General features: G+C 69.4%; 27 protein-coding genes and 2 pseudogenes. 15 read left to right on the forward strand and 14 right to left on the reverse strand.

Features of this window, described 5'->3' with window-relative positions; translation table 11 throughout:
- Positions 1 to 53: 53 nt before the first annotated feature.
- Positions 54 to 506 (reverse strand): helix-turn-helix domain-containing protein, encoded by a 453-nt coding sequence (locus tag KLK06_RS48520; protein ID WP_214642539.1) that lies wholly within the window; start codon positions 504 to 506, stop codon positions 54 to 56.
- A 90-nt stretch (positions 507 to 596) separates the two neighbouring features.
- On the opposite strand from KLK06_RS48520, the gene KLK06_RS48525 reads away from it, so the two are divergent.
- On the forward strand, positions 597 to 1,190 hold the full coding sequence (locus tag KLK06_RS48525; protein ID WP_214642540.1) for a dihydrofolate reductase family protein: 594 nt from the start codon (positions 597 to 599) through the stop codon (positions 1,188 to 1,190).
- 82 nt (positions 1,191 to 1,272) lie between these two features.
- Positions 1,273 to 1,659, forward strand: a complete 387-nt coding sequence (locus KLK06_RS48530) for a TIGR03618 family F420-dependent PPOX class oxidoreductase (protein ID WP_214642541.1) — start codon at positions 1,273 to 1,275, stop codon at positions 1,657 to 1,659.
- A gap of 97 nt (positions 1,660 to 1,756) precedes the next feature.
- On the opposite strand, the gene KLK06_RS48535 is transcribed toward KLK06_RS48530, so the two are convergent.
- The gene (locus tag KLK06_RS48535; RefSeq protein WP_214642542.1) at positions 1,757 to 2,404 is read right to left on the reverse strand and encodes a TetR/AcrR family transcriptional regulator; all 648 of its coding nucleotides are present in this window, start codon (positions 2,402 to 2,404) and stop codon (positions 1,757 to 1,759) included.
- An 83-nt stretch (positions 2,405 to 2,487) separates the two neighbouring features.
- Between KLK06_RS48535 and KLK06_RS48540 the strand changes: the two genes are divergently transcribed.
- Complete coding sequence (locus KLK06_RS48540) at positions 2,488 to 3,291, forward strand: SDR family NAD(P)-dependent oxidoreductase (RefSeq protein WP_214642543.1); 804 nt, start codon at positions 2,488 to 2,490, stop codon at positions 3,289 to 3,291.
- A gap of 21 nt (positions 3,292 to 3,312) precedes the next feature.
- On the opposite strand, the gene KLK06_RS48545 is transcribed toward KLK06_RS48540, so the two are convergent.
- From KLK06_RS48545 to KLK06_RS48565, 5 genes are all read right to left on the reverse strand, one after another.
- Positions 3,313 to 3,924, reverse strand: coding sequence for a bifunctional 2-polyprenyl-6-hydroxyphenol methylase/3-demethylubiquinol 3-O-methyltransferase UbiG (locus tag KLK06_RS48545; RefSeq protein ID WP_214642544.1), 612 nt, complete (start codon positions 3,922 to 3,924; stop codon positions 3,313 to 3,315).
- The gene (locus KLK06_RS48550; RefSeq protein WP_214642545.1) at positions 3,921 to 4,559 is read right to left on the reverse strand and encodes a TIGR04282 family arsenosugar biosynthesis glycosyltransferase; all 639 of its coding nucleotides are present in this window, start codon (positions 4,557 to 4,559) and stop codon (positions 3,921 to 3,923) included. Before KLK06_RS48550 ends, KLK06_RS48545 begins: the two co-directional genes overlap by 4 nt.
- A gap of 101 nt (positions 4,560 to 4,660) precedes the next feature.
- Positions 4,661 to 5,971: a glycosyltransferase 87 family protein gene (locus tag KLK06_RS48555; protein WP_214642546.1), complete on the reverse strand. Its 1,311-nt coding sequence runs from the start codon at positions 5,969 to 5,971 to the stop codon at positions 4,661 to 4,663.
- A gap of 102 nt (positions 5,972 to 6,073) precedes the next feature.
- Positions 6,074 to 6,601: a glycosyltransferase family 2 protein gene (locus KLK06_RS48560; RefSeq protein WP_214642547.1), complete on the reverse strand. Its 528-nt coding sequence runs from the start codon at positions 6,599 to 6,601 to the stop codon at positions 6,074 to 6,076.
- 46 nt (positions 6,602 to 6,647) lie between these two features.
- Positions 6,648 to 7,676: an NAD-dependent epimerase/dehydratase family protein gene (locus tag KLK06_RS48565; protein ID WP_214642548.1), complete on the reverse strand. Its 1,029-nt coding sequence runs from the start codon at positions 7,674 to 7,676 to the stop codon at positions 6,648 to 6,650.
- A gap of 200 nt (positions 7,677 to 7,876) precedes the next feature.
- Here KLK06_RS48565 and KLK06_RS48570 point away from each other — a divergent pair, with 200 nt between their 5' ends.
- The 5 genes and pseudogenes from KLK06_RS48570 to KLK06_RS48590 all read left to right on the forward strand — a co-directional run bounded on the left by KLK06_RS48570 (position 7,877) and on the right by KLK06_RS48590 (position 11,519).
- The gene (locus tag KLK06_RS48570; protein WP_308168776.1) at positions 7,877 to 9,181 is read left to right on the forward strand and encodes a molybdopterin-dependent oxidoreductase; all 1,305 of its coding nucleotides are present in this window, start codon (positions 7,877 to 7,879) and stop codon (positions 9,179 to 9,181) included.
- Positions 9,182 to 9,189: 8 nt separating this feature from the next.
- Positions 9,190 to 9,744, forward strand: a complete 555-nt coding sequence (locus KLK06_RS48575) for a hypothetical protein (RefSeq protein ID WP_214642549.1) — start codon at positions 9,190 to 9,192, stop codon at positions 9,742 to 9,744.
- Positions 9,745 to 9,776: 32 nt separating this feature from the next.
- Positions 9,777 to 9,998 (forward strand): annotated as a pseudogene (locus tag KLK06_RS62000) (trehalase-like domain-containing protein); the annotation flags it as partial.
- A complete protein-coding gene (locus KLK06_RS48585; RefSeq protein ID WP_214642551.1) occupies positions 9,995 to 10,984 on the forward strand; it encodes a BtrH N-terminal domain-containing protein in 990 nt (329 codons plus the stop codon). The pseudogene KLK06_RS62000 and the gene KLK06_RS48585, both read left to right, overlap by 4 nt.
- 190 nt (positions 10,985 to 11,174) lie before the next feature.
- Positions 11,175 to 11,519 (forward strand): VOC family protein, encoded by a 345-nt coding sequence (locus tag KLK06_RS48590; protein ID WP_214642552.1) that lies wholly within the window; start codon positions 11,175 to 11,177, stop codon positions 11,517 to 11,519.
- A 135-nt stretch (positions 11,520 to 11,654) separates the two neighbouring features.
- Here KLK06_RS48590 and KLK06_RS48595 read toward each other — a convergent pair whose 3' ends face one another.
- Positions 11,655 to 13,010, reverse strand: a complete 1,356-nt coding sequence (locus KLK06_RS48595) for a hypothetical protein (RefSeq protein ID WP_214642553.1) — start codon at positions 13,008 to 13,010, stop codon at positions 11,655 to 11,657.
- 149 nt (positions 13,011 to 13,159) lie between these two features.
- Here KLK06_RS48595 and KLK06_RS48600 point away from each other — a divergent pair, with 149 nt between their 5' ends.
- A complete protein-coding gene (locus KLK06_RS48600; protein ID WP_214642554.1) occupies positions 13,160 to 13,339 on the forward strand; it encodes a hypothetical protein in 180 nt (59 codons plus the stop codon).
- Here KLK06_RS48600 and KLK06_RS48605 read toward each other — a convergent pair.
- The 3 genes and pseudogenes from KLK06_RS48605 to KLK06_RS48615 form a co-directional block, all read right to left on the reverse strand.
- Positions 13,303 to 13,587: a hypothetical protein gene (locus tag KLK06_RS48605; RefSeq protein WP_214642555.1), complete on the reverse strand. Its 285-nt coding sequence runs from the start codon at positions 13,585 to 13,587 to the stop codon at positions 13,303 to 13,305. The two genes, KLK06_RS48600 and KLK06_RS48605, sit on opposite strands and share 37 nt — an antisense overlap.
- Positions 13,588 to 13,664: 77 nt before the next feature.
- Positions 13,665 to 14,191 (reverse strand): annotated as a pseudogene (locus tag KLK06_RS48610) (hypothetical protein).
- A gap of 306 nt (positions 14,192 to 14,497) precedes the next feature.
- Positions 14,498 to 15,352, reverse strand: coding sequence for an NAD(P)H-binding protein (locus KLK06_RS48615; protein ID WP_214642556.1), 855 nt, complete (start codon positions 15,350 to 15,352; stop codon positions 14,498 to 14,500).
- A gap of 109 nt (positions 15,353 to 15,461) precedes the next feature.
- Between KLK06_RS48615 and KLK06_RS48620 the strand changes: the two genes are divergently transcribed.
- The gene (locus KLK06_RS48620) at positions 15,462 to 15,917 is read left to right on the forward strand and encodes a MarR family winged helix-turn-helix transcriptional regulator (protein ID WP_214642557.1); all 456 of its coding nucleotides are present in this window, start codon (positions 15,462 to 15,464) and stop codon (positions 15,915 to 15,917) included.
- A 197-nt stretch (positions 15,918 to 16,114) separates the two neighbouring features.
- Positions 16,115 to 16,756 (forward strand): response regulator transcription factor, encoded by a 642-nt coding sequence (locus tag KLK06_RS48625; RefSeq protein WP_214642558.1) that lies wholly within the window; start codon positions 16,115 to 16,117, stop codon positions 16,754 to 16,756.
- A gap of 31 nt (positions 16,757 to 16,787) precedes the next feature.
- On the opposite strand, the gene KLK06_RS48630 is transcribed toward KLK06_RS48625, so the two are convergent.
- The gene (locus KLK06_RS48630; RefSeq protein WP_214642559.1) at positions 16,788 to 18,476 is read right to left on the reverse strand and encodes a GAF domain-containing sensor histidine kinase; all 1,689 of its coding nucleotides are present in this window, start codon (positions 18,474 to 18,476) and stop codon (positions 16,788 to 16,790) included.
- A gap of 128 nt (positions 18,477 to 18,604) precedes the next feature.
- Between KLK06_RS48630 and KLK06_RS62005 the strand changes: the two genes are divergently transcribed.
- The 3 genes from KLK06_RS62005 (at position 18,605) to KLK06_RS48640 (ending at position 20,107) form a co-directional block, all read left to right on the forward strand.
- Positions 18,605 to 18,727 carry a hypothetical protein gene (locus KLK06_RS62005; RefSeq protein ID WP_284735354.1) on the forward strand — a complete coding sequence of 41 codons (123 nt, stop codon included), beginning with the start codon at positions 18,605 to 18,607 and terminating at the stop codon, positions 18,725 to 18,727.
- A 97-nt stretch (positions 18,728 to 18,824) separates the two neighbouring features.
- Positions 18,825 to 19,508 (forward strand): CBS domain-containing protein, encoded by a 684-nt coding sequence (locus KLK06_RS48635; RefSeq protein WP_308168777.1) that lies wholly within the window; start codon positions 18,825 to 18,827, stop codon positions 19,506 to 19,508.
- An 8-nt stretch (positions 19,509 to 19,516) separates the two neighbouring features.
- Positions 19,517 to 20,107 (forward strand): CBS domain-containing protein, encoded by a 591-nt coding sequence (locus KLK06_RS48640; protein ID WP_214642560.1) that lies wholly within the window; start codon positions 19,517 to 19,519, stop codon positions 20,105 to 20,107.
- Positions 20,108 to 20,144: 37 nt separating this feature from the next.
- Here the strand turns inward: KLK06_RS48640 and KLK06_RS48645 are convergent, their stop codons facing one another.
- Together KLK06_RS48645 and KLK06_RS48650 are read right to left on the reverse strand one after the other, a co-directional pair.
- The gene (locus tag KLK06_RS48645; RefSeq protein WP_214642561.1) at positions 20,145 to 20,918 is read right to left on the reverse strand and encodes a DUF6544 family protein; all 774 of its coding nucleotides are present in this window, start codon (positions 20,916 to 20,918) and stop codon (positions 20,145 to 20,147) included.
- Positions 20,915 to 21,781 carry a universal stress protein gene (locus KLK06_RS48650; protein WP_214642562.1) on the reverse strand — a complete coding sequence of 289 codons (867 nt, stop codon included), beginning with the start codon at positions 21,779 to 21,781 and terminating at the stop codon, positions 20,915 to 20,917. The genes KLK06_RS48645 and KLK06_RS48650 overlap by 4 nt, the downstream gene beginning before the upstream one ends.
- Before the next feature lie 439 nt (positions 21,782 to 22,220).
- Between KLK06_RS48650 and KLK06_RS48655 the strand changes: the two genes are divergently transcribed.
- The coding region (locus KLK06_RS48655; RefSeq protein WP_374197200.1) for a hypothetical protein at positions 22,221 to 22,516 on the forward strand (296 nt) is incomplete at its 3' end.

The following is a 22,516-nucleotide window of genomic DNA, read 5'->3' on the forward strand; positions in this document are numbered from 1 at the left end:
GCTTTACTGCGACGTCTTCATGGCTGCCGAGGAGCTGTGGAGGGCCGCCACGATCACGCGGCTGCGCCTGGGCCTGGCAGCAGGTCGATGTCGCCGGCGTGCATCGGCTCGCCGCAGTGGGCGCAGCGCAGGTCGACGTGGCTGATCTCGCCGCACGCGTGATGGCGGTAGAGCACCGGCGGCCCGGCCTCGCCGGCGAGCCACTTGTCCCCCCAGCCGACCATGACCATGAGCAGGTCGACCAGCTCCACACCCTTCGCCGTCAGGCGGTACTCATAGCGCGGCCGGTTGTCGTAGGGATGGCGCTCGAGAACGCCCTGGTCGACGAGGTGGTTGAGCCGCTCGGTCAGCACCTTGCGCGAGATCCCGAGGTCGGCCTGGAGCTGGTCGAAGCGACTCATGCCCACCCATACGTCACGCAGGATCAGCGGCGACCAAGGCTCTCCGATCACGTCGAGGGTGCGCGCGATGGAGCAGGCCATCTCCCCGAAATTCGTGCGTTGCATGACATCAGTCTAGCAATTGGGGTTCCTTTACGGAACTCATCGCGCTACGCTATTAGAGTCTCTTCAAGGAACCCAAAAGGGAGTCACAAGATGAGCAAGGTCTTCAGCGCCCACGCGGTGTCGGTCGACGGTTACCTCACCGGGCGCGACCCGGGCGCCGGGCGCGGACTGGGCGACGGAACGATGCTCTTCGACTGGTACTTCGATGGCGACACGCCCAGTCAGGTGTTCGACGGGTTCCGGCTGAGCGAGCCCAGTGCCCGGGTCTTCGATGCCCTCGCCGGACGCGTGGGTGCGATCGTGACGGGGCGCAACACCTATGAGGACTCCGACCATTTCGGCGGCGGCAGCCCGCACCCGACGGCCCGGCTGTTCGTCCTCAGCCATCGGGCGGCGCCGGAGATGACCGAACGGCAGACCCTGGTCACCACCGGCATCGAGGACGCGGTCGCGGCGGCTCGCGAGGCCGCCGATGGCAGGGACGTCGGCCTCATGGGCGGCGGCGTCGCGACCGAGGCATTGAAGGCGGGGCTCGTCGACGAGGTGATCCTCCACCAGGTGCCGATCCTGCTCGGCGGCGGCCGCCCCTTCTTCCAGGCGCTGCCCGAGCACGTACGCCTGCGCCTGGTCGAAGCCGTCCCGGCGCCGGGCGTCACCCATCTCCACTACGAGGTCGAGCGCTGATCCTCACCACCCGACACCGCGGAGACATCCGCCGGCCGCCCCGCTACAAACCCACCCAGAGCCAGCACAGACTTCACAGGAGATGATCCCGATGCTCGACCCCGACATCCGCCGCGTCCTCGACGGCACCTCGATCGCCCACCTTGCCAGCCTCCTCCCCGACGGCGCTCCCCACTCCGTTCCGGTCTGGATCGGCACGGAGGGCGACAGAGTCGCGATCCTCACCGGCCCAGGTACCCGCAAGGCCCGCAACCTGCGGCGCGACCCGCGGGTCGCGCTCTCCCTGACGCCGGCCGACAACCCGTTCCAGCCGGTCATCGTCCGCGGCAGGGTCGTCGAGTGGCTCGAGGGCGACGCCGCCTGGGAGGTCATCGACCGGATCTCCACGAAGTACATCGGCGGCCCCTACTCCCGCAGCGAGGAGCGGCACGTCGCGCTCATCGAGCTCGACCGACAGATCATGGGCTGAGACGGCTGTCCACCGCACGCTTTCCCGGACCGGTCGGTTCGAAGAACTTCTCGAACCCTGCCGGGGTGACGACGCGATAGCCGCCCCGGCGTCCCGGCTATTGAGCCGACAGGGGTTTGGCCGTGAGCTCGGTCAGGCCCGCGCGGGCGACGTCGAGTACGCGGTCGACCAGGGGAAGCAGCTCCTCGGTAGCGGCGTCGCGGCGGTGGGCCTCGTGGGTCATGTACAGCTCGCGCAGGCCGCCCACCACGGTGTACGCGGTCAGGCGCGGGGCCAGCGCGTTGGGCGGTAGGCCCAGGTCCTTGCCGATGGCGGTGGCGATCAGGCGTTCCAGTGCGTAGTAGCTCGCGCGGGCGCTACCGCGGAGGTCCTCGTCCTCGGCTATCAGGGTGGCGCGTTTGACGCGAAGAGACCAGGTCTCGCCCGGTTTGCGGCCCTGGTCGGCGTCGTGTTCGTCGAGGGCGTGCATCGTGTCGCGCATCCACTCGCCGACGGCGTCGAGGGTGTCGCCGGGCCGGGTGTCGAGGCGGGCGGCCAATGACTGCGGGGCGAACGGGTCGTCAGCGAACAGCAGGTCTTCCTTGGTGGGGAAGTGCAGCGTGACGGTCCGCGTCGCGACGTCCGCGTGTTCGGCGATCGCCGCGATGGTCGTGGTGCGGTAGCCGTGCGACGTGAACAGCTCCAGTGCCGAAGCCTGGATCCGTTCGCGGGTCTGCCGCTTCTTCCGATCTCGCCTGCCTTCCATGCGGCAAGAGTATCACTCATGCAATTAATGCAGTCCATGCTACCGTTACTACGAAAGGTATCTAATGGAGAGAGGTGAAGACGATGTCCAAGACGTGGTTCATCACCGGCACATCGAAGGGGTTCGGCCGTGAGTGGGCGGAGGCCGCCCTGGAGCGGGGCGACCGGGTCGCCGCCACCGCACGCGACCTCGGCCACCTGCGTCCCCTCACCGAGAATTACGGCGACGCCGTACTGCCCCTGCGGCTCGACATCACCGACCGCGCCGCCGTGTTCGCCGCCGTTCGGCAGGCGGCCGAGCACTTCGGCGGGCTGGACGTGGTGGTCAACAACGCGGGCTACGGCCATTTCGGCATGGTCGAGGAGTTGACCGAGAGCGAGATCCGCGCCGAGATGGAGACCAACTTCTTCGGCACCCTGTGGGTAACGCAGGCGGTCCTGCCCGTGCTGCGCGCGCAAGGCCACGGCCGGATCATTCAGGTCACCAGCGAGGGCGGCGTCCGGGCGTTCCCCGGCATCGGCGGCTACCACGCCTCGAAGTGGGCGGTGGAGGGGCTGTCGGAGTCGCTCCGCAAGGAGGTCACGCGTTTCGGCATCGACGTGATCTGTCTGGAGCCTGGCCCGTATTCGACCGACTTCGGCGGCGGCAGCGTCCGCACCAGTGCCGAGCACCCGGCCTACGCCGAGATCCGCGCGGACACCGAAATCGCGTGGGAACTCGGTGACCCGAAGGCGACGCGCGGGCCGATCCTGGAGTTGGCCGACACCGACGACCCGCCGACCCGGATCTTCTTCGGCAAGTCGCTCGAGCCGGTCGCGGCCGAGTATGAGGAACGGCTTGCCACGTGGCGCAAGTGGCAGCCGGTCGCACTGGCCGCATTCCGTTGATCGAGTCCGTGGTGAGCATATCTAGCGCAGCTCGGCGAACCAGCGGTCGGCCGCCGGCCAGCAGTCGGTCACGTCGAAGCCCCCTGGCCGGGCTGTGCGCCTGATGTCGTCGGCGGAGACCACCGCCCAGGCGAACCAGTCGCCCACGACATCGTCGCGGCGCAGCCGTACCCGGTCGACACGGCTGCTCACCCCCGGCGGGTCGACCTCGACAATGGCCCGGCCACCCGGGCGTACCAGCTCTCTGACTCTGCGCAGCAGGACGCCGGGATGGCCGCCGATCCCGATGTTGCCGTCGGCGAGCAGCGCCGTCTCCCAGCGGCCGCTTCCGGGCAGTTCGTCGAAGACGCTGCGGCGCAGGGCGAAGCCGCCCGCTCGGCGGGTCAGGTGTACGGCGTGCGGGGTGATGTCGATGCCGAGGGCCGGGACGCCGCGGCGGTTGAGCGCGACCGTGAGCCGGCCTGGGCCCGAGCCGATGTCCAGGGTGGGCCCGGTGCACCGCCGCAGCATGGTTTCGTCGCCCTCGATGGGCTCGAACCAGCGGGTGGCCCCCAGGAGGGTGCGGGTGCCGTCGACGTACTCGAGCTCGGCGGCGGCTCCGGCCAGCGCGTCGGCGTAGATCTCGCCCATCATCGCAGTGCGACCGCCGCCAGTTCGTGGAGCGCCTTTGCGAAGCGTGAGGCCGGCGCGTCGGAGGCGACCCGGGCGGCGTCGGCGGCGGTGTCCACGTCGGTCAGTTCGGGCAGGTGCCGCACACTCAGCCCCGCCTCGCTGAGGCGTTGGAGTTGCGCCCGTCCGGTGTGGGGCTGCGACATGGGCACGCCGAGCAGCAGATCGGGATCGGGGCGGCGCAGCCCCAGCAGCCAGAAGCCGCCGTCGGTGGCGGGGCCGAAGACGGCATCGTCTTCGCTCAGTCCGTGTATGGCCGTGTGCAGTAGTTCGGGGGTTACTTGGGGGGTGTCCATGCCGATCAGCACCATCGGCTCCGGCCGGAGCCGATAGGCGTCGGCGAACGCCGCGGTGAGGCGTTCGTCCAGACCGGATCCGCGCTGGGGGATCACCTCGAAGCCCGCGGGCAGCCAGCAGCCGGGCAGGCCGTCCAGAGCCAGCACCCGCTGGGTGGCGGGTGTCGCCGCGACGGTGCGCAGGGTGTCCTCGAGCGCGGCCTCGGCCAGCCGAGCCGCCTGGGCCGGGCTGTACGGCGGGGTCAGGCGGGTCTTCACCCGGCCCGCGACCGGCTCCTTGGCAATGATCACGATCTGCGTCATGCCTTCTGACGATAAGGGCTGTGACCTGCGTCAACTCTTACAAGGTCGTTACGGCACCAATTTCTTACGGAGTGCGGACAATACGGGCCGGGCATGGCGAATCATCGCGCCGCTCCGACCTCGACGGCCTTGCGGGAGAGCCGGGCCCGGCGTACGACCCAGCCCGCGAGCACGGCCAGCGCCGCCAGCGTGTAGGCGAGCGTCGCGGGGCCGAAGAGGTAACCGACCGCTCCCGCCAAGGCCACACCCAGCCATTCCCACCGGCCGTCCATGGCGACCAGCGCGACCACCAGCAGGGCGTACCAGGAGTACTCGGGCGTGAACAGCAGTAGGACCGACCCGCTGACCAGCAACGCACCACCCCAGGCCCGCTCGGGATCTCCGTAGCGCAGTACGTACAGCACCGCCAACGCCAGCAGCAGTATCGCGGCGAACGGCGCCCACGAATCCGGCATCACCAGCCGCAACACCGCATACCGCCCCCTCGCCGAGGGCGCCTCGTACCCTTCCTCCTGGACATACCCCAACAGGTAGCCCACCACGGAGCCCCGCGAGACGAGCACATAGGGCAGATAGGTCAGTACGACCACCAGGACGGCGGGCACGATGACGGCGGCGATGCGTCGCCAGGCCACCCCGCCCTTGAGCACCCCCGACAGCGCGCCGGGCAGCGCGGTCGCGGGGATCAGCTTGGCCGCGATGGCCGCGCCGAGCAGCGCCCCCCGGCCGCGGACCACGCACAAGGCGAGCACCACGAGCAGCACGCCCAGCATGTCGATGTGCGCGTTGTTCACCGCCTCGGCGGGCACGGCCGGACACCATGCCCAATAGGCGGCCCGGGCCGCGCCCGCCCATCGCCACAACGCCAGCAGCACTGCGATCGCCATCAGCGCGCCGCCGACCTGCAACCCCTTGTGCCGCGAACCCTCCGGCGTCAGCCAGTGCACCAGCAGGAAGTACCCCTCCGCCAGCGGCGGGTAGATCGTGTGTACGGCGGGCCGGTTGATCCGGGTGCACACCCCTTGCGAGACCCGGGCCCGATCGGGCGCGTCACAATCGTCCGGGAACAGCCAGCCATCACGCAACGGGCTCAGCGCCGGATCGGCGGGGGGATGGTCATAGGGCGAGATGCCCGCCGCCTGCACCCGGCCGTCCCACGCGTACCGGTAGGAATCGGTGCTGGTGCTCGGCGGTGCCACCAGACCGGTAGCGGTCACGATGACGCCGCCCGCGACGACCAGCACCGCGCGCTGCCGCGCCGGCACCGACCTGGCCAGCCACAGCGCCACGACGAACAGCCCCCACGCGACCAGATACCACGGCAGCAGGCCAGGGCGCCCGAACGCCATCCTGACCAGGACGGCGACGAGCGCCAGGAGTGTCGCGCCTACGTACACCGTGTATCTGCTCACGCTCCGCAGCCTCGCACCGGCCACCGCCCATGAGGCCGCGGCAGCACGGTTCGTCCGCACTCCGTAAGAAGTCCGCACTCTGTAAGAAGTCGCCGCTCCCGCTCAGGCCCTTCCTTCTCGGCCGGCCAGGACTCGGCGCATGTCGCCGATGGCCCGCAGCGTGCCGCGTACGGTGCCGGTCACCTTCGACCGGCCGGCCCGGGCCAGGTAGTTCACCTCGACCTCGCCTATCCGCCAGCCCGCGGACGCCGCGCGCAGGACCATCTCCAGGGGATAGCCGCAGCGCCGGTCGCCGGGGCCGAGCAGGCGACGGCCGAGGACCAACTCCGCCTCGCCGGCCAGGACGGGCCCCGCCACCAGCGGCAACTGTTCGGGGTCCAGGGACGCGTCGGCGTCCATGAAGCAGACCACGTCCGTGGTCGCGGCCACCAGCCCGGCATGGCAGGCGGCGCCGAACCCGCGCCGGGGTTCGGTCACCACCGTGGCACCGAGCTTGGCGGCGACCCGTGCGGATCCATCGGTCGAGCCGTTGTCGACCACGATCGGATGGAAGCCGTCCGGCATCCGCCCGAGCACCCACGGCAGGGCCGCCTCCTCGTTCAGGCAGGGCAGCACCACATCCACCTTCATAGATCGACGCTAGAGCCACAGGACGCGCACGATCCCCATGAGAGGGTCACGTGCCTTCAGAGAAATCGCCAGTTCCCAGGGGCGCCACGGCGAACTCCCGCATTCCTTCGGCGAAGCCGATCCGCGCGCGGAAGCCGAGTTCGCGCGTGGCGCGGTCGGCGGCGGCGACGATGTGCCGCACGTCGCCCAGGCGATACTCGCCGGTCGTGACCGGATCAGGACCACCATGTGCGGCCGCGAGCGCGGTGGCCATCTCCCCGATCGTGTGCGGTTCGCCGCTGGCAACGTTGCAGGCGGTCAGCGCTCCGGGTGGAGCGTGGGAGCCGAGGGCTGCGAGGTTGGCGCGGGCGACGTCCCGCACGTGCACGAAGTCGCGCCGCTGGCGCCCGTCCTCGAACACCCGAGGTGCCCTGCCTGCCTCCAGAGCCGAACGGAAGATCGCCGCGACCCCTGAATACGGCGTGTCCCTGGGCATCCTCGGGCCGTAGACGTTGTGGTAGCGCAGCGCGATCGGCGTGCCGCCGGTCTCCCGCGCCCAGTTGGCGGCCAGGTGCTCCTGAGCGAGCTTGGTGGTCGCGTAGACGTTACGGGGTTCTGGGGGCGCGTCCTCCTCGATCGCGGCGGGTGCCAGCTCCGCCCCGCAGCACGGGCAGCGGGGTTCGAACGCGCCGCGGGCGAGATCCTCCCGAGCACGAGGGCCCGGCCGGGTCCGGCCGTGTCGCGGGCAGTCGTAGGCGCCCTCCCCGTACACGACCATCGACGAGGCCAGGACCAGGCGGCCCACGCCGTGTTCCGCCATGGCGGCGAGCAGCACGGCGGTGCCGTGAACGTTGACCGAGGTGTAGTCGGGCAGGTCGGCGACGCTGGACCCGAGCCCTACCTTTGCCGCCTGATGGGACACCGCGTCGACGCGGCGCAGCAACCCCGCGAGCACGTCGGCGTCGCGCACGTCACCGACCACGTGACCGGCCCCTGCCCGGCGGTCGAGGCCGGTGACCTCGTGGCCGGCCGCCCGCAGCGCCTCGACCACATGACTTCCGATGAACCCAGCCGCGCCGGTGACCAGTACTTTCACCGCCTCAACGCTAGGCCCAAACCTCCAGCGAGCACTGAACGTCACACGCCCTTGACCATGTCGCGGCCGCCTTCCTCACCAAACACGGCAAGTTACGCCACTCCAAATAGGGGTATTTCCGGCAAACAGAATAAACGGCCCTATTTAGGGCCACTGGCCCTTAGCTGCTTTTGGCAGAGCGCTTGTTTCGGGGTGATTCGGTGTCAGATCGGCAAAACGCCAACGCTTGGCTGCGCGCCCATCCCCCACCGGGCCCATTCCGGCCGGCGTTCTGGCGCAGCCCGCTGCGCGGCCCATGGCTGACCTCGGTCTTCGGCCTCGTCCTGCTGTTCGGGATCCCGATCATCGCGATCACAGGACTGGTGTCCTACGCCGCCTACGATCCACAGCTGCCCATCAACGACCCGACCCCCGAAAAGGGATGGCTGGGTTTCTACCTGTTCGACTGGCCAACAAACCCGGCCTGGCTGTACCGGGTCACGCAGGGAGTGCACGTCGTCCTCGGGCTGACGTTGACCTCAGTGCTGCTGGCCAAGCTATGGTCGGTGATCCCCAAGCTGTTCACCTGGCCACCGGCCCGCTCCCCCGCCGAAGCCGTGGAGCGCGCCAGCCTGCTGCTCCTGGTCGGCGGCGCGCTGTTCGAGTTCGTCACCGGCATCCTGAACATCCAGCTCTTCTACGTCTTCCCGTTCTCCTTCTACCCGGCCCACCTGTACGGGGCGTGGATCTTCCTCGCGGCCTTCGTCGTCCACGTCGCCTTCAAGCTGCCGAAGATGGTCCGATCGCTGCGATCGCGGAGCTTCCTCCGTGAGCTGCGGACCAGGCTGGACGCCACCCGGCCGGAGCCGCCCGATCCCGATGGCCTGGTTCCCCCGTCTCCGGCGGAGCCCACCATGTCCCGGCGGGGCCTGCTCGCCTTCGTGGGCGGCGCCTCGCTGATCACGCTCGGCCTGTCCGCCGGCCAGACCCTGGACGGACCACTGCGCCGCACCGCGCTCCTGGCCCCGCACGGACGGGTCTACGGCCCCGGCCCCAACGACTTCCAGGTGAACAAGTCCGCCACCGCCATGGGCGTCCACCTGGCGGACACCGGCCCGGCATGGAGGCTGGAGCTGGCCGGACCGCATCCGGCGCGCCTGAGCCGCGCCGAACTGCTGGCGATGCCGCTGCACACCTACGCGCTGCCGATCGCGTGCGTGGAGGGATGGTCCACCGAACAGTCGTGGACGGGCGTACGGCTGGCCGATCTGGCCCGGCTGGCGGGGATGACGCCCGGCACGGCGGAGGTGCTCGTCGAATCCCTGCAACGCGGCGGCTCCTTCAGCCGGGCGTCGCTGAGCGCGGGCCAGGTGGCCGACCCCCGTTCCCTGCTCGCCTTGCGGGTCAACGGCGCCGATCTGTCCCTCGACCACGGCTATCCCGCCAGGATCATCGTCCCGAACGCCCCCGGCGTCCACAACACGAAATGGGTCCGCGAACTCAGCTTCCATCCGACGGCGAAATGAGTGACGACATGCCTTTCCGGATCCGCGGCTCGTACCGGAGGCTGGCCACCCACTACGGGGCCGACCCGTTGCATCTGCTGGCGCTGCTCGCCTGCTTCGCCCTGGCCGGATACGCCGCCGGCCGCGTCGTCGCCGCGGGCATCTGGGTCGGCTTCCTGGTGTGGTTCGTCGGCGCCGCGGTCATCCACGACCTTCTGCTGTACCCGCTGTACGCCCTCGCCGACGTCGCCGCGCAACGGCGGCCGTGGCGTCGCCGCCGGCGACCGTCCGGCACTTCCGCCTGGCCGTCATCGATCAATTACCTGCGTGTACCGGTCGCGCTGTCCGGGCTGCTGCTCCTCATCTGGTTCCCCCTCATTCTCCGGCTGGCCGAGGGCAACTACCACCGGTCAACGGCGCTGGACACGAGCCCGTACCTCGGCCGCTGGCTGCTGGTCACCGGCGTGCTCTTCGCCGCATCCGCACTCGCGTACGCCATCCGGCTGCGCCACCACAAGACCTCGGCCGAGCCGCCACCTCCCCTCCCAGCGCCGCGAGCCCCGCGATCCTCGCCGAGTGGATGATGAGGCTCCCTTGAGCACCGGGCCGATCCGCGGCCCTGGTCACATCCGGCGGTTCGGTGGACTGGCTCTGCATGCCGCGCTTCGACAGCCCATCGATCTTCGCCCGGCTGCTCGACGAGAACGCCGGATACTGGTCCATCCGGCCCACCGGGCACAGCGGTGGACTCTCCCACCGTGGGAGAGTCCACCATGATGGCGTGCAAGAAGAACTGATGACCCGGATGATCATCCTCGTTCAGGAGAGCATGGCATGACCACGGCAATAGACATCGATGTCGGCGGTACGCAGCACTGCGAGACGACAGCCCTGGGAGTGCTGCTGCGACACCAAGGACTCGATCTGTCCGAGCCCATGCTCTTCGGCCTCGGCTCCGGCCTGTCCTTCATCTACTGGGACAGCAAGAACATGGGCTTTCCCTTCCTCGGGGGACGGGTCAAGCCTTTCGACCTCACCAGAAACCTGGCCACCAGCCTCAAGCTGGATCTCCTGGCCCAGGAAACCGCCTCGCCCCGCAAGGCATGGGAGAACGTTGTAGCCCCCATCGACGCCGGCCACCCCGTCGGGCTGCAGCTCGACAGCTACTACCTGGACTACTTCGGGTCGAAGGTCCACTTCGGCGGTCATTTCGTCGCCATGTACGGCTATGACGACCACGACGCCTACCTGGTGGACACCGACCAGCAAGGCGGAGCGGTATCCACCAGCCTGGCCAACCTCGCCCAGGCCAGGGCCGCGCGCGGCCCGATGTCCGCCAAGCACCGCTCCTTCACCCTCACCGCTCCGAGGAACCCGCCCCACCCACAGAGCCAGATCATTCCCGCCATCACCGCCTGCGCCGACGCCTTCCTCAACCCGCCCATCGCCAACCTCGGCCACCGAGGCATTGACAAGGCCGGCAAGCTGGTACGCACATGGCTCCAGCGCACTGACAACCCGCAGCGGGACCTGCCGCAGGCCGCCCTCTTGATGGAGAAGGCCGGCACCGGCGGCGCCCTGTTCCGCAACCTCTACCGCGACTTCCTCGCCGAATGCACCGAACTGCTCGACAGCAGCCACCTACGTACCGGCCACGAGCTGTACTCCGAGGCAGCCACCCTGTGGACGGCAACCGCAACACTGATCGCAAAAGCCGGTGAATCAGGCGATGCGCAGTGCCTCGTGCAGGCAGGCACCATCCTCAGCGACCTTTCACGCATTGAGCACGAGGCCATGCAGGCACTGAACCGCCTGGAGGAGTGAGACCCCAAGCGCGGATATCAGGGCGACACACCGCACCGAAACCGTAGAACCTCGCCGTCCAACTGCGGCACGTCTACGCCCGCGACGGGCCCTCCTGGTCAAGTCCCCCGGGATGGCCCTGGCCGGGCGCCGATGAGTTTCAGTCGCGGCAGTGGTCTCCCTCTCGAAACGACTGGAAGGAGTGGTTCCGGTGGACCTGTACAGCGTCGTGTGCGTGGGTGACCGGGCGGCATCGCAGAAGTGGTTCGAGGTGTTCTTCGGGCGGCCGGCGGACGAGATCATCGGCGAGGAGTACCTGTGGCAGGTCGGTGAGAACGCGTGGGTCGTCATCGACGACCGGCACGTACGGGCCGCACGGGTGGGCGGCACCATGATCACGCTCGGCGTGACCGACCTCGACGACATCGTGGCCCGGCTCGCCGCGCACGGCATCGAGCACGAGCCCGTGGAAACCTACGGCAACGGCGTGCGCCACGTGGAAGTCCTCGACCCGGACGGCAACAGTCTGTCTCTCGCGCAGGCGCCCGCCCAGTAATCCGAGCTCGACAAGCACGAGCTCACCGCCACAGCCCGCCATAGGACGAAACGCCGACCTCACCGCCATCTGCGGAATACGCGAAGACCAAACGTTGAAGCGACCGATTCACTGACGGTTTCGCGACAGATGACATCAACCCCCAGAGGGCAGGCGGTCGAGTGTGCGGATGAGGGCGGCACGGCCGGCGCGCAGGGCGGCGGCCGGGTCGGTTCCCGCCGGTCCCTGCCAGCGGAGGTAGACCATGGTCGTGCCGCGGCGCACGCCCATGGCGACGTGCGCGACCGAGCGGCGGAAGTTGTCCTTGGGCCGGTGCGGCGGGTCGGGGCGCCGCACGGCGAAGGTCTTGATCTCGCCCGTCCACGGGCCCCGGGTGAAGGCTTCGAGGCGGGGGTTGATGCTGTAGGGCTGCTTGCCCTCGTCGGAGAGGCATGAGCCGCCCCAGTTGAGTGGCCGGGTGCGTGCCTGTTCGGCTACGTGCTCGTCGGGCAGGAACAGTACGTCCTCGCGAACCGAGACCTCACCGATCAGGCGGCGGGTGACAGCGGGCGCGCCGTCATAGGCGTTCTGCTCGAAAAAGGAGTCTCCGCAGACCAACTCGTGCGAGCGGGGATCATCCCATGGGGCCGGCCACGACATCATGTCCTTGCCGTACGCGGACGGCGGCGGCAGGGCGGCGGCCATCGCGGCTGAGGCCGATGGCGCCATGGCGGCGGCGGGTGCGGGCAGGGCAGGGTCGCCGCCTATGGCGGCCAGCACGGATGTGGCCGACATGGCACCCTGCAGCAGCACATGCCGAGCCGGCTCGCCGCCCGCTTCGAACGGCCAGGCCCACGTCACCTCTGCCAGCAGCCCACCACGTGCGGCCACGATCGTCGCCTGGGCGCCCGAGTCGCCCTCCTCCGTCCAGGCATCCGTGGTGATCAGGGCCTGCATGCCGCGCCACCCCCATTGGTCGAAGCCGGCCACGTCTTTGAGCACGAACTCGTCGGAGCTGCTGTGGCCGCACTCCTCGGTCCCACGGCGAGCCGCCGCGACCGCGCGGACCGCCGCCTCGGGAGAGGTGATCCAGAACCGCACCTTCAGCGGCTCGACTATCTCCGGAGAGAGCAGCTCGCCGCTGTAGGCAGGCACGCCGTCGGGCGGCATCCGCGCCTCCATGTTCTTTGGCCAGCACCAAGCCAGAAAGGGAGTGTCGGGGAGGGCGACGTAGTGGGCGTAGGTGACGTCGTCGTCGAGGCGCCCGCGCAGCCGGTCGGCGATTTCCTCGACTGAGGCGGCAGCGCGTGCCGGCGTCGGCAGGGCGGGCGTCTTCAGCTGGTCGAAGGCGCCGAGGGTGAATAACAGGGTGACGGCCGCGGCCGCGACACGCAGCCTCCTGAGCCTGGCAAGATCCACAACGGATACGACGCCGGGGACCCGGCCGAGGTTGACCTGATTCGCCGCCGCGACCACTGCCGCCAGCGCGTCCTTCCAGGTCGGCCTGATCACTGCCACCTCCTTTCCCCCTGAACGTCCGCCCGCCGGGCCTGTGCGGCCAGTGCCTTTGGTCCTGCCGACCGGGGACGTTCGCCGCTGTCGCGCGACGGCAGCGGGCGCCCACCATGTGCTTGTACCGTTTTGATGGAGGTGAACCGATCATGATCGGCGGACGAATGATCATGGAGTCGTCAGTGCTCGACGCCGAACTGCTGTCATTGAAGAGGCGGGTTGACAAGCTGGAGGAGCTGGTCCGCACGCTGACCACCGCGAACCTCACACTCGTCAGGGCCGTGGAGAACCTTCACCACCGCTCGGCCAGCTTGGCCCCGAGCGACTGAGGCAAGCCGTCCCCGTCCTCCGGCGACTGCGCACCATGGCGCAGCGGATCGGCACCCGTGGGTGCCGCCGGATTCCGGTTCATGACCTGCTCTCCGAGCACGACGGGCAGCACCCCGACCGACTGTCCACGCGATCCCGGCGCCTGTACCCATTGCACGCTCGCGGCCAGCGCGCCCGCTACGGCCGGGAGGGCGAAACCCGCGACCTCGCCCACACGACGGCCGCCGCAGCCGCTTGAATAGCCCATATGCGTCGCACCGCGCATGGTGACCCGCAACCGCGCGCCCATCCCGGGCACCGAGGTGGGCGCGAGCGCGGGGCGCACTACTTCAGGTACGGGTTGCGCTGGACGATGGGCAGGTTGCCAAGGCCGAGGGTCGTTCCGGCGCCTGCCAGGGCGAGGCCGACCAGCACGATGGAGTAGATGATGTGCTCGTCCATGAACGGTTGTTGGCCAAGGGCAGCTCGGCCGCCCACATCAGGACCAGCATGAGCGTGCCGGCGACGGCCGCGATCCGCAGGCCCACGCCCAGGATGAGCGCGGCGCCGATGCCCAGCAGGCCGAGCATGAACAGCCAATCCACCCACGCCTGCCCAGCCAGGCCGGAGAAGAAGCCGCCGAGCGCGTTCTCACCGGTGCCTTTCAGGAACCCGGTCGTCGGGCTGCCACCCGAGATCCAGGCCCGGTTGGCCGGAGTGGCGAAACCCCAGCCGAAGGTCTTGTCCAGGAACGCCCACAGGAAGATCCAGCCGATCGAAATCCGGGCGACCGCCCAGACATGATCGACCGGACGGGTCTCGCGCTCGCTCGGATCAGCGTCCATGACGGGCCTGGCCTGAGAAGTAGCCATGATGACCCCCTTTCACAGGATGTGCTCTCACCTGCCTCCAGGACACCTCAGCCGACCAGCCGCCGACAGAGCCCTTGTGCCCGCCGTATCGGGCCATTCGCCCTTTCGTGACTGTCAGCGCTGCAAGGGGTCGTCGGGGTGGACCGGTCGGGCTCCCAGGGGGCCGTGATGCGCCGCGCCGGAGCGGGCGTCGTGGTGACGGATCTGGCCGTTACCGGCCGCGGCACCAACACGCCCTTGCCAGGAGCGGGCGGCGAGCTGAGGCGCCGGCCCGCGCGCCCAGCCACACCACCACATCGACGCGGATCAGGTGGTCCGGAAAGTGTCGGCATTGCGTGTGCACCAGGCGGCGAAGGTGCGGGGCTTGCGCTGAAGCAGGCGCTCCACGGTGTCGGTACGGAGTCCGGCGGTGTCGGCGCGCATGAGGTGGAACCCCTCGATGATGGCCTCGGCCAGCGCCGGGGGTGCCCCGTTGGGGAATCGGGAGGCGACGGCCTCCTCTGCGGTGGTCACTGCCCGGATCGCGATATCCCGGCCGGTCGCCGCAGCGAGGATCTTGACCTGTTCGGTGATGGTGAAGACCTCCTCGCCGGTGAGGACGTATTCCTGGCCCTGGTGGCCGTCATCGGTAAGAGCCAGGGCGGCGACGGCGGCGATGTCGGCCGGGTCGATCGGCGCGTATCGGCCGGGGCCGACCGGATCGAGGACATAGCCCGCCTGGCGGATGGTGGGCAGCCAGTCGAAGGCGTTGGTCATGAAGCCGCCGGGTCGCAGGAAGGTGGCCGGGATGCCGGAAGCTCGGATGGCCTGCTCGCGTTCGTGGTGCCAGCGGCCCATGGCGGGCATGGGGTCGCCGAGCACGTTGAACGAGGACAGGTGCACGATGTGGCGCACCCCCGCGGACTGGGCGGCGGCGACGGCGTGCCGGGTGTGGTCGAGGCCGATGCCGGGAGTGAGCAGGAACAGCCGGTCGACTCCCGCGAAGGCGGGCGGCAGCGTCGCCGGGTCGTTCAGGTCCGCCACGACCCGTTCGGTCCGCTCGGGGAATGCAGCGGCGCGGGCCGGGTCGCGGATCAGGATACGGAACGGCACGCCGCCCTCGTCCAGCTCGCGGACGAGCTCGCGGCCGATGTTCCCGGTGGCGCCAGTGACCAGTATCATGAAAACCCCTAAGTCGTGTACCGGTTAACGATCGAGAGAACGCTAACCGGTACACGATCTCCTGTCAATCGCACCGTGCTGCGCCCGCGACATCACCGGAGGCCTCGACGTGCCTGAATTCCTGGACATGCACAGCAAGACGTCGAAGGTGCTGCGGGCGGCGGCCGACGCGGCTATGCGGCGCCATGGGCTGCACCTGGGACAAGATCACCTACTCGCGGTGCTGTGGCAGCAGGACGGCCGCACCCCGGGCGAGGTCGCCGCCGCACTGAACGTCACCACCCCCAACGTGGTCAAGGCGGCCACCCGGATGGCCGCGGCCGGCCTGCTCACCCGGCGCCGCGACGACCGGGACAACCGCCTGGTCCGGCTGTGGCTCACCGACGCCGGGCGCGCCCTGCAAGCACCCATCGAGAAGGAACGGCGCTTCCTCGAAGAGATGGTCACCGCCGACCTCACCGAGACCGAACGCGAACATCTCCTCAGCGCACTGACGAAGATCCACCGCTCGGCGAACGCCCTGCTGGACACCCCCAGCGATCAGCGCAACCCGGCTACCACCTGACACCACCGGGCCGTGCGGCGAAAGCTACGGCGCAGTAAGGCAGCCGCCGCCGTACACGCGGCCGAACGACTGGACGGGATCGTCGACGTCAAGAGAGCAGCGAAGCCCTGCTCGTGACACGCATGACCCGCCGGGCGACTCCTCTTAGGGACTTTCGCCCCTTCTCTGCGCTGGTCCTGGCCGGTTAGCGTCAGAGCATGATTCGTGTGTTTCTCGTCGACGATCATGAGGTGGTACGGCGGGGCGTGGCCGCCCTGCTGGACTCCGAAGCGGATATCGAGGTGATCGGCGAGGCCGGGACGGCGGAGTCGGCGATCGCCCGCATCCCGGCGCTCAAGCCGGACGTGGCGGTGCTGGACGTGCGGCTGCCCGACGGCAATGGCGTGGACGTGTGCCGCGAGGCCCGTTCGAGGCTGCCGGAGCTGGCGTGCCTGATGCTGACGTCCTTCGCCGACGACGACGCGTTGTTCGACGCGGTGATGGCGGGCGCGTCCGGGTACGTGCTCAAGCAGATCCACGGCTCCGATCTGGTGGGTGCCGTGCGCACGGTCGCCTCGGGGCAGTCGCTGCTCGATCCGCAGACCACCGCGGCGATGCTGCAGCGGCTACGGGAGCACGCCGCCAGGAAGGACCCGCTGGCGGCGCTGTCGGAGCAGGAGCGGCACATCCTGGACCTGATCGGTGAAGGGCTGACCAACCGGCAGATCGGCGAGCGTATGTTCCTGGCCGAGAAGACGGTCAAGAACTACGTGTCCAACCTGCTGTCCAAGCTCGACATGCAGCGCCGTACCCAGGCTGCGGCGCTCTCAGCACGGTTGCGGGCAGATCGACGGGAATGAGCAGGACTTCGCCGACAAAAGCAGGCCAGCGTCAGAGAGGGACGCTCCAGCGAAGAGCGGTCCCCCCGGCTTCCGGAGCGGTGGCAGCGAAAGAGCCGCCGAGCGCGGTGGCACGCTCGTGCAGGTTACGCAGGCCACTGCGTTCGCCATCCGCGCGCAGTCCGACGCCGTTGTCCAGTACGGCCAGTGTGAGCATGCCATCCGCCACCTTGACAGAAATGTCCGCTTTGGAGGCCTGGGCGTGGCGGGCCACATTGGACAGCGCTTCGCGCAGGACGGCGAGCAGGTTCTCGGCGATGGGTTCGGGGACGCGGTTGTCGAGCTGGCCTTCCATCAGCAGGCCCGGTGTGAAGCCGAGATGGCCACGGGAAGCCTCCACCAACTCCACGATCTGGGCGCGCAGGCTGGGGCCAAGACCCGCACGTGATCCCTGAAGGGCGAAGATGGTCGAGCGGATCTGCCGGATGGTCTCGTCCAACTCGTCGATCGCGTGCCGTATCCGGGCCGACGCCTCGGGTTTCTCCACCAGCCGGACCGTGCTCATCAGCGTCATCGCGATCGCGAACAGCCGCTGGATGACCACGTCGTGCAGATCCTTGGCGATGCGGTCGCGGTCTTCGAGCAGACTGAGGCGTTCGGCGTCGCGACGGGCCTCGGCCAGTTCCAGCGCGATGGCGGCCTGCCCGGCGAAGGCCTCCAGCATGCGCAGGTTCGCGGCGCTGAACGGCAGCCGGCCCGCGTGTTTGGCCACGGCCACCACGCCGCGTACCTTCTCCCCCACGCCCAGGGGCATCAGCAACTCGGGGCCGAAGCCCAGGTGGCGCAGCGGTGAGTCCGTCTCGTTCAGGTCCTCCGCTGACACCGCCTCGCCGCGGGTGTACACCTGGCCGGCCGCGGTGGCCACCAGATCGAAGGTCAGGCCCGCCACCTGCTCGGCGTGCTCACCGTCGACGTACGCCACCATCAGGGACCGGCCGCCTGCCTCCGGCATGAGGACCTCCACGAGGTCGGCGTCGCTCATCTGACGGGCGCGGGCGGCCATCAGGGTGAGCACCTCGCGCGGGTCGGCCCCGGACAGCAGGCTGGTGGTGACCTCCGAGGATGCCTGCAGCCAGGTCTCGCGCCGCCGGGTCTCCTCGTACAGGCGGGCGTTCTCCACCGCGACACCGGCCGCGGCGGCCAAGGCGATGACGATGGCCTCGTCCTCCTCGTCGAACTCCGCCCCGCCCCGCTTCTCGGTCAAGTACAGATTGCCGAACACCTCATCCCGCACCCGTACCGGCACGCCGAGGAAGGTGCCCATCGGCGGGTGCCCGGACGGGAACCCGTAAGACTCGGGATGGTCGGAGATGCGGCCGAGCCGCAGCGGCCGGGCGTCCTTGATCAGCAGCCCGAGCAGGCCCAGCCCGTGCGGCCAGTGCTCGATGCGAGCGATCTCCTCCTCGGTCAGCCCGACCGGGATGAACTGAACGAGCGTGCTCTCCTGCCCGACCACGCCCAACGCCCCGTAACTGGCGTCCACCAGCCTGGTGGCGGTCTCCACGATCCGGCGCAGCACCGTCTCCAGATCCAGGTCGCTGCCCACCGACACGACGGCTTCGAGCAGCGCGTGCACCCGGTCGCGGGTGGACAGCACGGCGTTCAGCCGGACCTGCAGCTCCGCCAGCAGCTCATCCAGCCGCATGTTCGGCATCAACAGGCGGTGCTCGCCCTCGGTCATAAGATCAGTGTTACACCTGGACATCGCCACGCCCTCCCTGGTCGGGGCACGGGTTTGTCATATCAGCCCGCGTCGCGATCCTCGGAGGCAATGACCGCCGACGCCTGCGAGGGGGCACGGTCTGGTCCGTGCCCGAGCTGCCCATCCGAGGTGGCCGAAACCCGGTCATCGTCACGGCCGACGGCGCCACGACGGTGGGCGTGCGGATCAGGATCGCGCCCTGCGCTCCGCTGCTGCGCCGCCCGCGCTGACCAACGACCGCCCCGTTCGGGACTTCCGGCCCTACCAGCCGCACTGCCGCGGGGCTGTGATGAAGGTACAAGAACAGCAGACGAGAAGGGCTGACCCGTGAAGCTCAGGACCGTCGCCGACGTGATGACCGCCAAGGTCATCACGGTTACCGCGAATACCCCGTTCAAGGACATCGCCGAGACCTTGATCGCCGGCGGCATCAGCGCCGTCCCGGTGGTCGACGGCAACGGCCACGTCGTCGGCATGGTGTCGGAGGCCGACCTGCTCCGTAAGGAGGAGTTCCGCGAGCAGTTCTACCGGGAGGGCTACCGGCCACCGCTGCGCGCCCGGCTGCGCCACCCCAAGGGCAAGGAGAAGGCCACCGGTGACACCGCGGGCGAGCTGATGACCCGCCCGCCGATCACCGTCTCGCCCGAGGCCTCGGCCGTCTCGGCCGCCCGGCTGATGGACGCCCACGACGTCAAGCGGCTCGCCGTCGTCGACGCGGACGGCCGGCTGGCCGGCATCGTGAGCCGCCGCGACCTGATCAAGGTGTTCCTGCGCGGCGACGACGACATCGCCGCCGAGGTGCGCGAGGACGTCCTCGACCGGGGGTTGTGGGTGGACACCTCCGGCGTCACCGTCAACGTACGCCACGGCGTCGTGACGCTGAGCGGCCGGATGGACCGCAGGACCGAGGCCTCGATCGCCGTCCGCATGACCGGCCGGGTCGACGGCGTGGTCGACGTCATCGACGAGCTCGCCTGGAAGCACGACGACTCCAAGTGGGAAGCCCGATAGTCATGCTCGTGCGCGAGGTCATGAGCAGGCCGCCCATCACCGTGCGCCGCACCGACCCGGTGCGGCAGGCCATCCGGACGCTGCACGGCCATGACATCACCGCCGCTCCGGTCGTGGACGACACCGACCGGCTCGTCGGTGTGGTCAGCGAGCTCGACCTGCTGCGGGGCGAGTTCGAACCCGACCCCCGTGCCTCGGTACGCCCCGTCGGCCCGGTTGCCGAACCGCCGCCCCGCCGGGTCATGGAGGTCATGACCCGCGAAGCCGTCACCGTGACCGAGACGACGGACGTCACCAAGGCGATCGACCTCATGGTCGGCAAGCGGATCAAGAGCCTGCCGGTCGTACAGGGGGACCGGATCGTGGGCATGGTCAGCCGCCGCGACCTGCTGGCCATGCTCGCCCGGCCGGACGAGCGACTGCGCCAGGACGTGATCGCCGCGCTGCGCGAGCACTACCCCTTCGGGCCCAGCTGGGACGTCAGCGTCCGCGACGGCGTGGCCCAGCTGAGCGGGTCGCCCCACGAACACGCCGATCACATCGCCGACGTGCTGGCCCGCACGGTGCCCGGCATCGTCCGGGTCAGGCATCTGAGGTGAACCCATGGTTCCTGTCCTACGAGGGTTCCGACGGCCTTTATCGGAACAGGGCGTCGTCGATGGTGAAGCGGATGAACTCGCCCTCGGCCCACCGATCAGTGCCGGGCCACCAGCCGCCCGCCAGGTAGGCCGGAATGGTGAACCCGTCGAATTCGATCTCGCGCCCGCACTCCACCCCGAACACGTGCTCGCGGTAACGGCCCTCCCCGGGATCACCCCAACGGGACATGGTGACCCGCTCCAGCGCGCCACTGGGCGCGATGGTCAGGGTCACGTCGTGATCCTCGGTCCCCACGGGAAGGCCGGCGATCGCTTGGCGGTCGTCGATCGATTTCCACCGAACCCTCGGGTCGAGTGCGGCGGCGGGCGCCATGACGAACTCACATGCCAGCCGTCCCGCGGCACTTCTGGTGATGTCCGGACCGGCACCCGACATCACGGGGATGACGTCCAGCAGCCGCCAGCGCATCTCCCCCTGACCCGCGCGATACCGGTCGAACCCGTGCACGGGTAGCGGTCCCACATAGGCGGTGGCCGACCACACGAAGCCCTCCATCGGCAGGAGTACCTGCTGGGCGCGGAAGTCGCGCCAGGTGCTGAGCCGGATGGAGCCGTGCATGTCCAGCACCACCGCGCGCAGCAGGGGTGTCCCCGGAGCGATGGCGTGCAGCACCCAGCGGCGCGCCGGTTCCGGCAGGTGGCCGGCCTGCGCGGGGTCGAACTCCTGGGCGTCCTCGGTCTGCGCCTGCAAAAGGTCCCAGTCGTGACGGGCCGTCTCGGTCATGTACGGCGGGGCGACGATGACGCTCATGACCGCCGCCAAGAAGTCGGTACCACGGCCACCGGACAGCGAGCCCGGTGCAGGACACCGTGGCTGACGGAGCCGAGTGCCGCCGAGGCGAAACCGCCCAGGCCGCGCGATCCGACCACCACCAGCGCCGCCGTCTCGGACGCCCTGACCAGGACCGGGACCGGGTGCCCCGGGACGGTCGACTCGATCACCTCGACGTCCGGGTACTTCTCGTGCCACGGCGCCAGGCGCAGCCGGATCTCCGCCGCCTCGTCGCCCAGCGTCCCGGTCAGGAGCGGGCCGTACCCCGCGGGATGTGGGGTGAGCATCGGCGTTCTCTGGGCGTACACGACGCGGACCGGCATGCGCCGTGCCTTGGCTTGTTCCAGGGCGTAGTCCAGTGCCGACTCCGCGAACGGGGAGCCGTCGAAGCCGACCACGATCTCACCGTGGCTGCCGGGGACGGGCATCCGGACGATGACCACCGGGCTGTGCGCGTGCCCGGCCAGGCCGAGCCCGACCGAGCCCAAGACCAGTCCGGCGAACCCACCGAGCCCTCTGCTGCCCACGACCACGCTGTCGGCCGTCTCCGACTCGCTCTTCAGCCGCTCGATCACCGCGCCCGTGACCACGGCCGTTGAGACCTCGAGGTTGGGGATGAGTCTCCGTACCTGGTCGGCGGCATTGTCGACCAGGTACGTGCACCGCTCGGTCAGCGTCTGCCGGTCACTGGCCGCGGTGGGCGGATGCTCCGCCGCCCAGGGCTCTCGTACGAGCACGATCCGCAGGGGAAGCCCTCTGCATGAGGCGTCGTCGGCGGCCCAGCCGAGCGCCGATCCGGCCGATGGTGATCCGTCCACGCCGACCACGATCGCTCTGCTCATCGTCATCCTCCTTCGGGTCGCTCCGGCCGGATGTGGCACCCGCCCCCGGTTCCCTCACCTCCAGCACACACCTACGGGCCCGCGGCTCCCAGAGGACGAGGTCCTGCCTTATCAGGGACCATCGGCCCTGATAGAGCGCGGGCACGGAGCCGGATCCGCGCCGACGTCGCCATCGAGGCCGTCGGCCTCCCGGAGATCTTCGAACTGCGCACTCACCTGGTACGCTCCGGCGGTCACGTCGCCAACATCGGCGTGCACGGCGCACCCGCCACCCCGCACCTCGAAGATCTGTGGATCCGCAACCTCACCATCGCCACCGGCCTGGTCGACACCTGCTCCACGGCGGCGAGTTGACGAGTCCGCCAGGGTATGGGATGCTGAAGGCGGCAACGAGGTTGACACGTATATTAAGTGTAGACATACGTTTCTCATTTGCGTTATGCTGCCCCTCGCGCCGTCTTTTAACGTCCCGGATTCTGCCGGGGCGTTTGGCGTGCGCGCAGTTCGATTCCATCCGTGCCCTCCGGAAGGACATCTGTTGGCAGCTTCTAACGTCACCGCCATACCCGCCGGTCCCCGTCGCGTCTCTTTTTCGCGTATCCAGGAGACCCTCGAAGTTCCTGACCTTCTCGCCCTGCAGACCGAGTCATTCGACTGGCTGCTCGGGAACGAGAAATGGAAGGCCCGGGTAGAGGCGGCTCGTCAGGCCGGGCGCAAGGACGTCCCGACCCAGTC

The organism is Nonomuraea sp. NEAU-A123, assembly GCF_018603905.1.
Taxonomy (GTDB): Bacteria; Actinomycetota; Actinomycetes; order Streptosporangiales; family Streptosporangiaceae; genus Nonomuraea.

Coding starts and splice junctions, on each gene's coding strand:
- KLK06_RS48540 (WP_214642543.1), top strand. CDS start 2,488: ATGTCCAAGACGTGGTTCATCACCGGCACATCGAAGGGGTTCGGCCGT.
- KLK06_RS48575 (WP_214642549.1), top strand. CDS start 9,190: ATGCCTTTCCGGATCCGCGGCTCGTACCGGAGGCTGGCCACCCACTAC.
- KLK06_RS48550 (WP_214642545.1), bottom strand. CDS start 4,559: ATGACGCAGATCGTGATCATTGCCAAGGAGCCGGTCGCGGGCCGGGTG.
- KLK06_RS48605 (WP_214642555.1), bottom strand. CDS start 13,587: ATGGGCTATTCAAGCGGCTGCGGCGGCCGTCGTGTGGGCGAGGTCGCG.
- KLK06_RS48560 (WP_214642547.1), bottom strand. CDS start 6,601: ATGAAGGTGGATGTGGTGCTGCCCTGCCTGAACGAGGAGGCGGCCCTG.
- KLK06_RS48615 (WP_214642556.1), bottom strand. CDS start 15,352: ATGATACTGGTCACTGGCGCCACCGGGAACATCGGCCGCGAGCTCGTC.
- KLK06_RS48545 (WP_214642544.1), bottom strand. CDS start 3,924: ATGATGGGCGAGATCTACGCCGACGCGCTGGCCGGAGCCGCCGCCGAG.
- KLK06_RS48625 (WP_214642558.1), top strand. CDS start 16,115: ATGATTCGTGTGTTTCTCGTCGACGATCATGAGGTGGTACGGCGGGGC.
- KLK06_RS48585 (WP_214642551.1), top strand. CDS start 9,995: ATGACCACGGCAATAGACATCGATGTCGGCGGTACGCAGCACTGCGAG.
- KLK06_RS48520 (WP_214642539.1), bottom strand. CDS start 506: ATGCAACGCACGAATTTCGGGGAGATGGCCTGCTCCATCGCGCGCACC.
- KLK06_RS48525 (WP_214642540.1), top strand. CDS start 597: ATGAGCAAGGTCTTCAGCGCCCACGCGGTGTCGGTCGACGGTTACCTC.
- KLK06_RS48630 (WP_214642559.1), bottom strand. CDS start 18,476: ATGACCGAGGGCGAGCACCGCCTGTTGATGCCGAACATGCGGCTGGAT.
- KLK06_RS48535 (WP_214642542.1), bottom strand. CDS start 2,404: ATGGAAGGCAGGCGAGATCGGAAGAAGCGGCAGACCCGCGAACGGATC.
- KLK06_RS48600 (WP_214642554.1), top strand. CDS start 13,160: ATGATCGGCGGACGAATGATCATGGAGTCGTCAGTGCTCGACGCCGAA.
- KLK06_RS48645 (WP_214642561.1), bottom strand. CDS start 20,918: ATGAGCGTCATCGTCGCCCCGCCGTACATGACCGAGACGGCCCGTCAC.
- KLK06_RS48530 (WP_214642541.1), top strand. CDS start 1,273: ATGATCCCGATGCTCGACCCCGACATCCGCCGCGTCCTCGACGGCACC.
- KLK06_RS48650 (WP_214642562.1), bottom strand. CDS start 21,781: ATGAGCAGAGCGATCGTGGTCGGCGTGGACGGATCACCATCGGCCGGA.